The following is a 15,128-nucleotide window of genomic DNA, read 5'->3' as shown; positions in this document are numbered from 1 at the left end:
GATGTCGTGAATTGTGAGGTCAAACCCCTATAACGGCGCTGTTCGCTGACTGCACGCTCAGTCACCTGGTACAGATCGATGATCGGCACCCGCATCGGTGGGGCGTGCCCGCGTCCGGTGGTGACCCGGACCGTGGACCGGATCACCGACGGACAACGGAGGACCAGTGGGACGGCAGGAGCATCCGGTCGCGAGTGACGTCACGCAACGCGTGGCGCGGCTGTCCAGTTCGGCGCGGGCCCTGCTCGACGAGCGGCTGCGCGCCGGCCGCTCCGATCCGGCGCCCGTCGCCGGCGCCATCCCCCGGCTGGGTGCCGCCGAGGCGCCCCTGTCGTTCGCCCAGGAGCGGCTCTGGTTCATCGAGCGCCTGGAGGACGACGCCGTCCACCACAACGACGCCACCCTGCTGATCCTGACCGGCTCGCTCGACCGGGAGGCGCTGCGCAGGAGCATCGAGGAGGTCGTCCGCCGCCACGCGATCCTCCGTACCGCCTTCCGCCAGCTCGGCGAGCGGGTCGTGCAGGCCGTCACGCCGCCCGCCGCGCTGAGCATCGACGTGGTCGACCTGCCCGACGCCACCGCGCACCCCGACGACGCGGTGCTGCGGGCCGCCGTCGAGCGGGAGATGCGGGTCCCGCTCGACCTGGCCGCCGGCCAGAGCATGCGGACCGTGCTCTACCGGATCGCCCCCGACGTGCACGTGCTCGGGGTCACCGTGCACCACCTCGTCTGCGACCTGTGGTCGTTCACCATCTTCTGCCGCGAACTGGCCGCCACGTACGCCGCGTTCGCCTCCGGCGCCGCGACACCGGACCTGCCCGAGCTGCCCATCCAGTACGCCGACTACGCCGCCTGGCAGCGCACCGCCGTCAGCGAGGAACGGATGGCGGCCCACCTGCGCGAGCGGGTCGACGAGCTGTCCGGCGTGCCACCCCTGCTCGCCCTGCCCACCCGGGGCCCACGCCCGGCGGTGCAGCAGTTCGTCGGCGCCTCCGAGTGGTTCCGGCTCGGCGCCGCCGACGCGGACCGGATCCGCGCCCTCGGGCAGCGTCAGGGGGCCACCACCTACATGACCCTGCTCGCTGCCTTCACCGTGCTGCTCGCCCGGCACAGCGGGCAGCGGGACATGGTCGTCGCCAGCCCCATCGCGACGCGGGAACAGCACGAGCTGGAGCACCTCATCGGCTGCTTCCTGAACATGATCGTGGTACGCGCCGACCTGTCCGGCGAACCGACCTTCGCCGAGCTGGTGGGCCGGGTCAAGGCGGCCTCGCTGGACGCGTTCCGGCACCGCGACGTGCCGTTCGAGCGGATCGTCGCCGCGTTGCAGCCGGAGCGCAGCCGCAGCCACCAGCCGCTCGCGCAGGTCGCCTTCGTGCTCCAGAACGTGCCCACCAGCCGGCTGGACCTGCCCGAGCTGCGGGTCGACGTGCACCAGATGGAGACCGGCCGGTCCCGGATGGACCTGACGGTGAAGATCACCGAGACGGCCGACGGACTGGTCGGCGAGTTCGAGTACGACACCAGCCTCTTCACCGGCGAGTCCGTACGCGACATGGCCCGGCAGTTCGAGCTGCTGCTCGTCGAGGCGGCGCGGCAGCCCGACACGTGCGTGTGGCGGCTGCCGCTGCTCGACGACGCGCAGCGCCGACGGATCCTGCACGAGTGGAACGACACCGCCGTCGACCTCGGCCCCGAGGCGCTCGCGCACCGGCTGGTCGAGGCGCAGGCGCGACGTACGCCGGACGCGGTGGCGGTCGTCGAGGGCAACGTCCGTACGACGTACCGCGAACTCGACGAACGGGCCAACCGCCTGGCGCACCACCTGCGCGACCTCGGTGTCGGCGTGGAGGACCCGGTGGCGGTGTGCCTGCCGCGTTGCACGGCCGAGGTGGTGGCGATCCTGGCGGTGTTCAAGGCCGGCGGCTGTCACCTGCCGGTCAACCCGCGCGACCCGCAGGCCCGCCGCGACGCGCTGCTCGGCCAGGTCCGTCCGGCGGTCGCGATCTCCGCCGGGGACCTGTGCGACGAGGTGTGGAGCCCCGGCCGGCGCATCATCGACCTGGACGGGGAGTCGTCGCTGACCGCCACGTGCCCCGCCACCGACCCCGCCGTGTCCCTGCACCCGGACAACCTCGCCTACACGCTGTTCACCTCCGGCTCCACCGGGCAGCCCAAGGGCGTGCAGGTCACCCACCGCGGGTTCACCAACCGGATGCTGTGGGCGCAGCGCAACTTCCCGCTGGGCCCGGAGGACCGGGTGCTGCGCAAGGCCGCCTGCACCTTCGACGTCTCGCTGGACGAGCTGTTCCGGGCGCTGTTCAACGGCGCGGCCAGCGTGCTGATGCCCGAGACGGCGACCTTCGACCCGCGCCGGCTGGCGGGGGTCATCGCCCAGCACGGCGTGACCGACGCCGACTTCGCGCCGACCGCCCTGCGCGAGGTGCTGCTCACCGCCGACGCCGCCGACCTGAAGTCGCTGCGGCGGATCGTCTCGGGCGTGGAGGAACTCACCCCCGAGACGCAGCGGCTGGTCTTCGACCGGCTCGACGTCGCCATGTTCAACCTGTACGGCCCGACCGAGGTGTCGGTCTCCTGCACCGCCTGGCCGTGCGACCCCGCCGACGAGCGGCCGTTCGTCCCGATCGGCCGTCCGATGGCCAACGTCCGGGTGTACGTGCTCGACGAGGCGATGCAGCCCGTCCCGCCGGGCGTGGCGGGCGAGGTGTACGTCGGCGGCGCCGGGCTGGCCCGGGGCTACCTCGACAACCGCGCCCTGACCGCGGAGCGGTTCCTGCCCGACCCGTACGCCGGCACGCCCGGCGCTCGCGTCTACCGCACCGGCGACCTGGCCCGGTTCGGGCCGGACGGCGTCCTGGAGTTCCTCGGCCGGGGCGACGGGCAGCTCAACCTGCGCGGCTACCGCATCGAGCCGGGCGAGGTGGAGTCCGCGCTGCGCCGCCACCCGGCGGTCCGCGAGGCCGCCGTCGTCGTACGCCGGGACCCGCCCGGGCGCGACGCGCGACTGGTCGGATACGTCGTCGGCGACGGCCTGCCGGGCACCGCGGAGCTGCGCGCGCACCTGCGCCGGCGGCTGCCGGACTACCTGGTCCCGGCCGCCTTCGTGAGCCTTCCCGGGCTGCCGCTGACCAACCACGGGAAGCTCGACGTCGCGGCGCTGCCGCCCCCGGGTCATGACGAGCAGCCCGGCGCTGCCGGCGCCGACGGCCCGCGTGACGAGCGCGAGCGGGTGCTGCTGGACATCTGGTGCGACGTGCTCGGGCGCGAGGGCATCGGCATCCACGACGACTTCTTCGACCTCGGTGGCGACTCCCTCACGGCCACCCGGATCGTGGCGATGGCGGGCGCGAAGCTGGGGGTGGACGTCGAGGTCGCGGTGATCTTCGACGCGCCGACCGTCGCGGAACTGGCCGCCCGTCTCCTGCCCGGCCAGCCGTGACACCCGGTCCGACCCCTGTGCAGCGAGTGGAGAGCCAGATGACCGAGCACACCGGCGCGTTGACCCATGAGGCGACGGACGTCGTCAACCTGGGCGCCGCCCTGTCCCACCAGGCGCGGTTCCAGCCCGGCAGCCCCGCCCTGCACCTGGTGGCCGAGGACGGCTCGACCGACACGGTGGACTACGCGACGCTCGACGCCCGGGCCCGCCGCGTCGGCGCGGCCCTGGCCGGGCACTGCCGCCCGGGGGACCGGGTGCTGATGCTCGTCGGGGCGGGCGTCGACTTCCTCGCCGGCTTCTTCGGTTGCCTCTACGCCGGCACCGTGCCGGTGCCGCTGGCCGCCCGGCTCAACCGGGCCAGCGCCCCGGTGGTCGGCCGGATCCTCGACGACGCGCAGGCCACCGCCGTGCTGGCCGCCCGCGCGGTCACCGCCGCGGTCGACCTGGGCACGCTCATGCCCGGTCGCCGGCTGCCGGTCCTGGAGATCGAGTCCCTCGACGCCGCCCCCGCCGGCTGGCAGCCGGTGGTGGACGAGGGCGGGCTGGCGTTCCTCCAGTACACCTCGGGCACCACCAGCACCCCCAAGGGCGTGATGGTCAGCCACGCGAACCTGCTGGAGAACCTGCGGGCCATCCGTCGCTCCTTCGCCTTCGACGACGAGACCGTGATGGCCTCCTGGCTGCCCCCGCACCACGACATGGGACTGATCGGCACCCTGCTGACGCCCGTGTACCTCGGGGTGCCGACGGTGCTGATGGACCCGGCGACGTTCATCCGTACGCCCGTGCGGTGGCTCGAGGCGATCAGCCGCTACCGGGCCACCATCAGCGGCGGGCCCAACTTCGCCTACGACCTGTGCGTACGCAAGGTCGCCCCGGCCGACCGCGCCGCCCTGGACCTCAGCTCCTGGCGGGTGGCCTTCAACGGCGCGGAGCCGGTACGCGCGGCGACCCTGCGCGCCTTCGCCGAGGCGTTCGCCCCGCACGGCTTCGACGAGCGGGCCTTCCTGCCCTGCTACGGGCTGGCCGAGGCGACGCTCCTGGTCGCCGGGCGGGCCCGCCCGCAGCGCCCCGTCGTGACCACCGTGGCCGACGATGACCCGACCGCCTCCGCCGCCGCCCGCCCCGGCACGGAGGTCGTCGGCTGCGAGATCCTGCCCGAGGCGGAGGTCCGGATCGTCGACGCGGCCGGCCAGCCCGTCGCCGATGGCACCGCAGGCGAGATCTGGGTCCGCGGCGGCAGCGTCGTCGACGGGTACTGGAACCGGCCGGAGGAGTCCGCCCGCACGCTGCACGCCACCCTCGGCGACGACCCCGCCGACGGCCCCTACCTGCGCACCGGCGACCTCGGCTTCCAGCAGGACGGGCACCTGTACGTGCGGGGCCGGATCAAGGAGACGGTGGTCATCCGGGGCCAGAACCACTATCCGGACGACATCGAGCAGACCGTCCGCGCCGCCTGCCCCCGCCTCGGCGGGCGGATCGCGGCGTTCGGTGTGGACGTCGCCGACGACGGCCACGGCGTCGGCGAGGCCGTGGTCCTGTGGTACGAGACCCGCTCCGACAAGGCGTCGGACGAGGCGCCGGCCATCGCCGAGGCGGCCCGCCGTGCCGTGGTGACGGTGCACGGGCTGGACCTGCACCGGGTGCTGGCCGTACCGCCGGGCACCATCCCCGTCACCACCAGCGGCAAGACGCGGCGGGGCGACTGCGCCCGGGCGTACGCCGCGGGCAGCGCCACGATCGTCGCGGACGACCCCCTGCGCCCGGCCGCGCGCCCCGCGCCGGCCGCCGCGCCGGCGCAGGCGCAGCGGCTGCGGGTCCTGGCCGGCGGGCTGATCGAGGTCGACCCGGAGCGGATCGACCCGGAGCGCACCCTGCCGGAGCTGGGGTTCGACTCGCTGCGCGCCGTGGAGCTGCAACACCTGATCGAGGGGGAGTGGGGCGTCCGCCCGTCCCTGACCGACCTGCTGGGCGACAGCACGGTGGCCGAACTGGCCGCCGCGCTGCCGGCCGCGCCCGCGCCGGCCGACCCACCCGCCGCCGCGCCCGCCGCCGACCGGCCCTACCCGCTGTCGTACGGCCAGCGCGCCATCTGGTTCCAGGGCGCCCTCGCCGACGACCCGGCCAACCTCAACCTGTCCCGCGCCGTCACCGTCGACGGCGAGCTGGACGTCGACGCGCTGGCCCGCGCGGTGCGCGACCTCGGCGTCCGGCACCCGGCCCTGCTGACCCGCTACGACGACGCCGGCGCCGAGGTCACCCAGCGGGTGGTCGGCGACGCCGAGATCACGCTGGACGTACGCGACGCGACCCACTGGCCGGCGGGCCGCCTCGACGCCGAGATCGAGGCGGAACTCGGGGTCGGCTTCGACGGCCCGCCCCTGCTGCGCGCCGTGCTGTTCCGGCAGGCGGCGGACCGCCACACGCTGCTGCTGTGCACCCACCACAGTGTCATGGACGTGTGGTCGCTGGCGGTGCTGGTCGAGGACCTGGCGACCGGCTACGGCCGGCACGCCGCCGGGGACGACGCGGCGCCACCGGCGCCCACCGCCCACCCGGCCGAGTTCGTCGCCTGGCAGCGCTCCTTCCTGGACGGCGCGGCCGGCCGGGAGTTGACCGCGACGTGCCAGGCGCAGGTCGCCGACCTCGTGCCGCTGGACCTGCCGACCGACCGGCCCCGCCCGTCGGTGCGCACGTTCCGGGGCGCCGCCCACGCCTTCCGGCTCGGCCCCGACCTGTGCGCCGGGATCGACGCGTTGGCCGCCTCGCACGGGGTCAGCCGCACCGCCGTGCTCTTCGCCGGCTACGCGGCCGTGCTGTCGCGCTACGCCGGCCAGGCGGAGTTCCCGCTCGGCTTCGTGCACGCGGGCCGGGTCCGGGGCCGCTTCGCCGACCTGGTCAGCTACCTGGTCAACCCGCTGGCGGTGCCGGTGGACCTGTCGGGCGACCCGGAGTTCGGCGCCCTGGCCCGGGCGGCGCACGACGCGGTGCTGGCCGCCTCCGACCGCGCCGAGGTGCCGTTCGGGCGGATCGTCGAGGGGCTCGGGCAGGCCGCCGACCCCAGCCGCGGCGCGCTGATCAGCGCGGCCTTCGCCTACCAGCACGGGCGCGGCACCGACCGGCTCGGCCTCGCGCCGATGGTGCTCAACCACGAGGGGGCGCTGGGGGACTGGGCCGGGCTGCGGGTACGCAACCGGCCGGTGCGGCAGCGGGCCACCTACTACGACCTCTCCCTCTACCTGGGCGAGCACGGCGGCGAGCTGCTGGGCACCTTCGACTACAGCACCGACCTGTTCGACGCCGACACGGTGGGCGTGCTGGCCGAGGCGCTGACCGCGCTGCTCGCCGCGGCCGTCGCGGCGCCGGCGACCCCGGTCGGCGCACTGCCCCTGCTGAGCGCCGAGGGGCAGCGGCGGGTGCTGGTGGAGTGGAACGACACCACGGCCGACTACGACACCGACCGCTGCGCGCCGGAGATCGTCGCCGAGCAGGCCCGCCGGAGTCCGCACGCGCCGGCCGCGATCGACGACACCACCCGCTTGACGTACGCCGAACTGAACGCGGCGGCCAACCGGCTGGCCCACCGGCTGATCCGGCTGGGCGCCGGCCGCGGCACCCGGGTCGGCCTGCTGGTGCCCCGCTCCACGGTCAGCCTCACCGCCGTGCTGGCGATCCTCAAGACCGGTGCGGCCTACGTGCCGCTCGACCCGTCGTACCCGGTGGACCGGCTGCGGTTCATGCTCGCCGACTCCGGGGCCCGGCTGCTGGTCGCCGCCCCCGACGCGGCCGCCGACCTGCCCGACGTCGAGGTGGTCGACCCGGCCGGGGAGCCGCTCGCCGCCGAGGACGACCGCGACCCGCGGCCCACGGCCCACCCCGACGACGTGGCCTACGTCGTCTACACCTCCGGGTCGACCGGCACCCCGCGCGGTGTCCTCGGCCTGCACCGGGGCATCGTCAACCGGCAGCGGTGGATCATGGACCGCTTCCCGATGGGGCCGGACGAGGTGGGCAGCCACAAGACCTCGCTGAGCTTCTTCGACTCCGGCGGCGAGATGTTCCTCCCGCTCTTCGCCGGCGCCCCGCTCGTCGTGGTGCCCGAGGACGTCGGGCGCGACCCGGTCCGCCTGGTCGACCTGCTCGCCCGGCACCGGGTCACCCGCCTGGTGGCCGTACCGTCGCTGCTGCGGGCCATCCTCGACGGTGTCCCCGACGCCGGGGAGCGGCTGTCGGCGCTGCGCTACTGCCACTCCAGCGGCGAGGCGCTCACCCCGGACCTGGCCGCGCGCTGGCTGGCCGCCCTGCCGGGCTGCGTCCTGGTCGACCTGTACGGTTCGTCGGAGATCTCCGCCGACGTGACCCTGGACGTGGTCACCGGACCCGAGCGGGTCGGCAGCGTCGGTCGGCCCATCGGCAACACCCGGGTGTACGTCCTGGACGAGGCCCTGCGGCCGGTGCCGCCCCGCTTCGCCGGCGAGGTGTACGTCGGCGGGGCCGGCCTGGCCCGTGGCTACCTGGACCAGCCCGCGTTGACCGCGGCGCGGTTCGTCCCCGACCCGTACGGCAGCGGCGAGCGGCTGTTCCGCACCGGTGACCGGGGCCGGTTCAGCCACGACGGGCGGCTGGAGTTCCTGGGCCGGGCCGACCACCAGGTGAAGGTCCGTGGCTTCCGGATCGAGCTGGGCGAGATCGAGGCGACGTTGCGGGCCCACCCCGGGGTGGCCGCCGCCGTGGCCGCGCTCGCCGAGGCGCCGGGCGGCGGGGAACAGCGGATCGTGGCGGCGGTCGTGCCCCGGCAGCGCAGCGGGTCCCCCGCCTCGACCGGCGTCGGTCCGGGCGGGGCGCCGGCCACCAACCGGGTGTCGGACTGGCGGCTGCTCTACGACCGGATGTACACCGAGGCCGGTCCCGCCGAGGAGGCCCAGCAGGCGATCTGGACCAGCAGCTACACGGGCGCGCCGTTCACCGACGTCGAGATGGGCGAGTGGATCGACCAGGCGGTCCGGCGCATCCGCGAGCTGCGCCCCCGCCGGCTGCTGGAGCTGGGCTGCGGCACGGGCAACCTGACGCTGGCGCTGGCGCCGGACTGCGAGACGTACGTCGGCACGGACTTCTCCGCCGCCGGCCTGAGGGTGCTCGAACAGCGGCTCGACGCCGAGGGGATCGACCGGGGCTCCGTCACGTTGCTGCTGCGCGAGGCCGACGACGTCACCGGCATCGAGGCCGTCAGCTTCGACACCGTGGTGCTGCACTCGGTGACCCAGTACTTCCCCAACCACGACTACCTGCGCGAGGTGCTGCGCGCGGCGGTCACGGCCGCCGCGCCCGGCGGGCGGATCTACCTCGGCGACGTACGCGACCTGGACCTGCTGGAGGTGTTCCACGCCTCGGTGGAGCTGGGCGCCGAACCGGAACCCGGCCTGACCGTGGGCGAGCTGCGCCGCCGCGTCGCCGCCCGGGTGCTCGCCGACGACGAACTGGTGCTGGCACCGGACCTGTTCCTCACCGCGCCGGACTGGCTGCCCGGGGTGACCGGGGTGGAGCTGCACCTCAAGCGCGGCCGGCAGGCCAACGAGCTGAGCGCGTTCCGCTACGACGTCGTCCTGCACGTGGGCGCCGACCCGCAGCGCCCCGCCACCGACCCGCTGGACCCGCTGCGGCTCGACTGGGCCGGCGACGCCCTGGACGTCGCCCGGCTGCGCAGCCTGCTGCGCAGCAACCGCAACCGCCCGGTGGAGGTGCGCGGCGTGCCGAACGCGCGGCTGGTCACGGTCGCCGGCCCCGTACGCCGGCTGGCCGGGCTCGCCGACGCGGACCCGGTGACGCGCCCGGCGGGCGGGCTGCCGGCCGGGGTCGACCCGGAGGACTGCTGGAGCATCGGCGAGGCGCTGGGCCGGCGCACCTCGGTCGTGCCGTCGACCGAACGCGACCCGTACGCGATGGACCTGCGGTTCTGGCCGGCGGGCCGGCCCGACGACGCGGTCGGCTGGACGCCGCCGGGCACCCGGCGCGGCGGGTGGTCGGAGCTGGCCAACGACCCGCTGCGCGCCACCGCCCGGCGGGACCTGCTGCACGACCTGCGTACCCACCTACGGCAGCGGCTGCCGGAGTTCATGGTGCCGCTGCTGCACCTGGTCGACGAGCTGCCCACCACGGCGACCGGCAAGGTGAGCCGACGCGCCGTGGCGGCCGAGGCCACCGAGGCGATGGCCCGCCTCGGCGCGGGCGCCACGGCCCGGCCGCCCACGGCGGGCGGCGGCGGGCTCCAGGCCCAGGTCACCGAGGTCTGGCTGGACGTCCTCGGCGTCGGCGCCGTCGGGCTCGACGACAACTTCTTCGACGTCGGCGGCAACTCGCTGAGCCTGGTGCAGGTGCACATCCGCCTCCAGGAGCTCATCGGCCGGCAGTTCCCGCTGGTCGACCTGTACGAGCACACCACCGTGCGCAAGCTCGCCGAGCACCTCGGCGAGCCCGCGCGCCCGGCGGCGGAACCGCCCGCCGACCCCGGTCCCGACCGCACCGAGCAGGTGGCGAACCGCCGCCGGCTGATGCGCCAGCGAATCCAGGAAGTGGGAAGTCGATGAGCAGCGAGATGGACATCGCCGTCGTGGGGATGAGCGGACGGTTCCCGGGTGCGGCGAACGTCGCCGAGTTCTGGGAGCTGCTCCGCGACGGTGTGGACGCCGGCCGCCAGCTGACCCCCGCCGAGCTGGACGCCGTCCCGGCCGCGGAACGCACCGACCCGGCGTACGTGCCGATGTGGTCGGGCATCGAGGGCGCCGACCGGTTCGACGCCCAGTTCTTCGGCTACTCGCCGACCGACGCGACGCTGATCGACCCGCAGCACCGGATCCTGCTGGAGTGCTCGTGGGAGGCGCTGGAGGACGCCGGCTACGACAGCCGCCGCTTCCCCGGCGACATCGCCGTGTACGCCGGCTGCGGCCTGAACCAGTACCTGCTCTACCACCTGCTGCCCCAGCAGGAGCTGGTCGACTCCGCCGGCCGCCTCGGCATGGCCGTCGCCAGCGACAAGGACAACCTGGCCACCCGCATCTCGTACAAGCTCGACCTGACCGGGCCGAGCATGACGGTGCAGACCAACTGCTCGTCGGCCCTGGTCGGGCTGCACCACGCGATCGGCAGCCTGCTCGACTACCAGTGCGACATGGCGATCGTGGGCGCGGTCAGCGTCAAGAACCCGGTGCCGCGTGGCTACCGGCACGAGGCCGACGGCATCAACTCGCCCGACGGGCGCTGCCGGGCGTTCGACGCCGAGGCCGCCGGCTACCACCTGGGCGACGGCGCGGGCGTGGTGGTGCTGCGCCGCCGGGAGGACGCCGAGGCCGCCGGCGACCGGATCTACGCCCTGGTCAAGGGCTCGGCGGTGAACAACGACGGCGCCGGCAAGGTCAGCTTCGTGGCGCCCGGCCGGCCGGGTCAGGTGCGGGTGATCCGCCGGGCGCTGCGGGTCGCCGACGTCGAGGCGAACTCCATCCAGTACGTCGAGGCCAACGGCAGCGGCACGCTGATGGGCGACTCGATCGAGGTGTCCGCCCTGGAGGAGGCGTACGGACCCGCCGCCCCCGGCGCCGAGTGGGCCATCGGCTCGGTCAAGCCGAACGTCGGCAACCTCGACACCGCCTCCGGCGTGACCTCGCTGATCAAGGCGGTCCTCGCCGTGCACCACGGCGAGCTGCCGCCGTCGATCCACTACCGCAAGCCCAACCCGCAGACCTCGCTCGACCGGGGGCCGTTCCGCGTCAACGACATGCTGCGGGACTGGCCGGAGGGGGCGGGGCCGCGCCGGGCCGCGGTCAGCTCGTTCGGCGTCGGCGGGACCAACGCGCACGTCATCCTCGAACAGGCGCCGCCGCCCGCGCCGCCGGGGCCGAACCCGCCCGCCGTGCTGCTCACCGTCTCGGCGGCCGGCGGCGAGGCGCTGGCCGCCGCCGCCAACCGGCTCGCCGAGCACCTCGGGCGGCACCCGGAGCAGGACCTCGCCGACATCGCCTACACCAGCCAGGTCGGGCGGCGCGCGTTCCGGCACCGGGCCTTCGTGGTGGCCGCCGACGCCGGGGAGGCGGCCCGCGCGCTGTCCGCCGTCGGCGCGGCGGAGGCGTCGCCCGAGGCGACCCCGGTGGCGTACGCGTTCGGTGCCACCTGCCCCGACCTGGCCGCGCTGTGCGACGCCCTGCCCCGGCTGCGGGCGGAGGTCGACCGGGCGGCCGGCGAGCTGGGCCTCGACCGGGGCCCCGCCCCGGCGGGCTCCGACGCGGCCACCGTCACCGGGCAGCTCGCGCTCGCCCGGCTGCTGGCCGCCTGCGGCGTGTCCCCGGCCGCCGTCCACGGCCACGGCGCGGGCGCCGTGACGGCGGCCGTCGTCGACGGCCGCTGGACGGTGGCGGAGGCCGGGCGCGCCCTGCGTGCCGGCGGCCACCCGCCCGCGCCGGCCGGGACGCCGGCCGAGGCCGCCGTCACGCTGGCCGTCGGACCGGCCGAGGCGTCGACGCTGGCCCTGACCGACGACGCCGGCAGCCTCCGGGGGCTGCTCGGCGCACTCGGCGAGCTGTGGCGCCGGGGCGTCGAGGTGGACTGGGCCGCCCTGCACGAGGGCGCGTCGCGGCGTCGCGTCGGCCTGCCGACGTACCCGTTCCAGCGCTCGCGGCACTGGGTCGACCCGGTGGCCGTGGCGCCCGTGACCGGCACGGCGCCGACGGCCCCGGCCGCCGAGGCCCAGCCCGCCGCCGGGACGGTCCTCGAGGAGGCGGTGGCCGCCGTGTGGCGACGCCGGCTCGGGGTGGACCGGATCGGGCTGCACGACTCGCTGCTGATGCTCGGCGCGGACTCGCTCAACGCCGCCCGGACGCTGCGGGACCTCGCCCAGGCCTTCCACGTCGAGCTGCAACTCGGCGTGTTCCTGGAGACCCCCACCGTCGCCGCGCTCGCCGCGGTGATCGACGGCAAGCTGCGCGAGGCGCAGGAGATCCGGGCCGCGCTCGCCGCGGTCGCCGAAGAGGGAGCGTGAGCCCCGTGTCCGACGTCAGCTTCATCACCGTGGTCCCCCGGGTACGGGACCTCACGCAGTACTCGCAGACGGCGATGTCCGTCATCCGCCGCACCGACGCGGCGGACCTCGACGGGGTGCTCATCTTCACCGGCAGCGGCGCGGTGCTCGACCCCTGGATCCTGGCGACCGCCGCGGCGGCCGGCACCACCCGGCTCAGCCCGCTGGTCGCGGTGAACCCCGTCTACCAGCACCCGTTCACCGCGGCCCGGATGGTCGCCTCGCTCGGCCTGCTCTACCAGCGGCGGATCGACCTCAACCTGATCACCGGCACCGCCGTGAGCGACCTGGACGCGCTCGGCGACCGGCTGGACCACGACGACCGGTACGCGCGCCTCGCCGAGTACGTCGAGATCATGATGGGGGTGCTGGGCAGCCGCCGCCCGTTCAGCTTCGACGGGCGGTTCTACCAGGTGTCCCGGTTGCAGCTCACCCCCGGCCTGCCCGCGCACCTGCTGCCCCGGCTGTTCGTCGCGGGGCAGTCCCCGGCGGCCCGGCAGGTGGCCGAGCGGGTGGGCGCCACCAGCATCCAGATGCTCACGGCGGCCCGGCCCGACGCCGACGGCGCGCCGGCCGGCGCGCTGAACTTCGGGCTGCTGACCCGGGCGACGGCGGAGGAGACCGAGCGGGTCGCCGAGGCCCGCTTCCCGGAGGACCCGGACGGCGCGAAGATCACCGCGGTTACCATGGCCAACACCGACTCCGTCTGGAAGCAGCGGCTCTTCGCCGAGGCGGAGGCGGGCCACGGCGCCGTCACCGTCGACCCGGCGTACCGGCTCGCGCCGTTCCGCTCCGGCCAGGCGGACGGGCCGTACCTGGTGGCCGACCACGCCGGCGCCGTAGAGCGGCTGCTGGCCATGATCCGGGCCGGGGTACGCACGTTCGTGCTGGACACCCCCACCGACGACGAAGACTTCCACAACCTCGCAACGGTCGTCCGGAGCGTCCGTGACCGACTGCGGGTCGACCCGACCGAGGGAGCGCGATGAACCAGCCTTTCGCCAGCCACGACCTCGTCCACGCCCGGCCCAACCTGGCGCTGGAACCGCTGATCCACCGGTACTACGCCTGGCTGAACCTGGTGTCGCCGGTGCCGGCGGCGATGAACTTCGCCAAGCTGCACGTACCGCTGCTGCGCTCGTTCCTCGACGCACCGGCGCTGCACCGCCGCTCGGCGCGCGACCCGAAGCTGCGCGGCGGCATGTTCGTCGACCTGGAGGACGACCAGCTCGACGGGGTGTCCGACCTGGCGACCCGCCTCGCCGACGGACCCATGCCGGAGCTGTCGGCGGCGATGGACGAGCTGACGGTCAACCTGGAGAAGCTCGCCGACGGGTTCGACCTGACGCCCCGCTACGGCGAGATCCCGCCGGCCCTGCGCGGCTACGTCGAGCTGGTCTACGACCTCAACGACCACGCCCGGATCCGGCTCGCCGAGCGGATGCTCTACCGGTCGCGGCACTTCGACGAGACCGCCCACTCGGTGGACCTGTCGCTGGCCACCGGCGACGAGCGGCCCTTCGCGATGACCACGCCCCGGTTCCCGGGCAACGGGCACGTGCAGGCCACCATGCCGCTGCGGGACCCCCGCATCGACCTGCTCTTCTCCACCATGACCACGGCCCGCCCGTTCGGCGAGCTGCGGGAGGCGTTCGACGTCTCCGACGCCGACCTGGCCACCTTCAGCGGGCTGTTCTCCGCCGAGCCCGGCGGGAGCCCCGACCGCAACCTGGACGGCCCGGGGCTGCGGGTGCGCTACTTCGGGCACGCCTGCGTGGTCGTCCAGTCCGGCCCAGTCACCGTGATGACCGACCCGTTCCTGTCCGACGCCCTCGGCGACGGCGACCGGTACGCGTACGCCGACCTGCCCGACGTCATCGACTACGTGCTGATCACGCACGGGCACCAGGACCACCTCGAACTGGCCACCCTGCTGAAGCTGCGGCACCGCATCGGCACGGTGGTCGTGCCGAAGACCGCCGCCGGGGCGTTGCAGGACCCGTCGCTGCGGCTGTGCCTGGAGGCGCTCGGCTTCCCCAACGTGGTCGACGTGGAGCCGGGCGAGACCATCGAGCTGCCCGACGGGCAGATCGTGGTGTGCCCGTTCGTCGGCGAGCACTGCGACCTCGACATCGCCGCGAAGGTCACCTACTCGGTGCGTACCGGAGGGAAGAACCTCTACTTCGGCGCGGACAACCGCTGCGTCGACCCCGCCCTGTTCGGCCACATCCACGACATGATCGGCGACGTCGACATGGCGTTCCTCGGCATGGAGTGCGACGGCGCCCCGCTGTCCTGGATGTACGGCCCGCTCTTCTCCCGCCGCATCGACCAGAAGATGAGCCGCAGCCGCAAGCTCAACGGCTCCGACGCCGTCGAGGCGATGGGCATCGTGCGGCGGCTGCGGGCCCGGCAGGCGTACGTGTACGCAATGGGCCGCGAGCCCTGGCTGGTGTTCGTCATGGCCACGAACTACACCGACGAGTCGTACCAGCTCAAGCAGATGGCGGAGTTCTTCCAGCGCTGCGCCGACGTCGGGGTGCCGGCGCGGGAACTCTACGGACGGGCCGACCTGGCATGAGCCGCACCTGGACTTGCCGT

The 15,128-nt window shown here is 74.7% G+C and carries 5 protein-coding genes; all 5 read left to right on the top strand.

Features of this window, described 5'->3' with window-relative positions:
* Window positions 1-166: 166 nt before the first annotated feature.
* Genes CLT72_RS07010 through CLT72_RS06990 form a run of 5 tightly spaced genes read left to right on the top strand, consistent with a single transcriptional unit; the run spans window position 167 to window position 15,108 of the window.
* Window positions 167-3,460 carry a non-ribosomal peptide synthetase gene (locus CLT72_RS07010; protein ID WP_101410132.1) on the top strand — a complete coding sequence of 1,098 codons (3,294 nt, stop codon included), beginning with the start codon at window positions 167-169 and terminating at the stop codon, window positions 3,458-3,460.
* A 38-nt stretch (window positions 3,461-3,498) separates the two neighbouring features.
* The gene (locus CLT72_RS07005) at window positions 3,499-10,047 is read left to right on the top strand and encodes a non-ribosomal peptide synthetase (RefSeq protein ID WP_101410130.1); all 6,549 of its coding nucleotides are present in this window, start codon (window positions 3,499-3,501) and stop codon (window positions 10,045-10,047) included.
* A complete protein-coding gene (locus tag CLT72_RS07000) occupies window positions 10,044-12,488 on the top strand; it encodes a beta-ketoacyl synthase N-terminal-like domain-containing protein (RefSeq protein ID WP_101410128.1) in 2,445 nt (814 codons plus the stop codon). The genes CLT72_RS07005 and CLT72_RS07000 overlap by 4 nt, the downstream gene beginning before the upstream one ends.
* Complete coding sequence (locus CLT72_RS06995) at window positions 12,485-13,516, top strand: LLM class flavin-dependent oxidoreductase (protein ID WP_101410126.1); 1,032 nt, start codon at window positions 12,485-12,487, stop codon at window positions 13,514-13,516. Before CLT72_RS07000 ends, CLT72_RS06995 begins: the two co-directional genes overlap by 4 nt.
* A complete protein-coding gene (locus CLT72_RS06990) occupies window positions 13,513-15,108 on the top strand; it encodes an MBL fold metallo-hydrolase (RefSeq protein ID WP_101410124.1) in 1,596 nt (531 codons plus the stop codon). The genes CLT72_RS06995 and CLT72_RS06990 overlap by 4 nt, the downstream gene beginning before the upstream one ends.
* The last annotated feature ends 20 nt before the right edge of the window (window positions 15,109-15,128 follow it).

It is taken from the genome of Micromonospora sp. CNZ309 (assembly GCF_002846525.1).
Note: the sequence above shows the minus strand (reverse complement) of the source record. Positions and strands in the feature narration are given on the sequence as shown.

Bases quoted from the DNA above. Each gene is read 5' to 3' on its own strand.
- CLT72_RS06990 (WP_101410124.1), top strand. From the start codon at position 13,513: ATGAACCAGCCTTTCGCCAGCCACGACCTCGTCCACGCCCGGCCCAAC.
- CLT72_RS07005 (WP_101410130.1), top strand. From the start codon at position 3,499: ATGACCGAGCACACCGGCGCGTTGACCCATGAGGCGACGGACGTCGTC.
- CLT72_RS07000 (WP_101410128.1), top strand. From the start codon at position 10,044: ATGAGCAGCGAGATGGACATCGCCGTCGTGGGGATGAGCGGACGGTTC.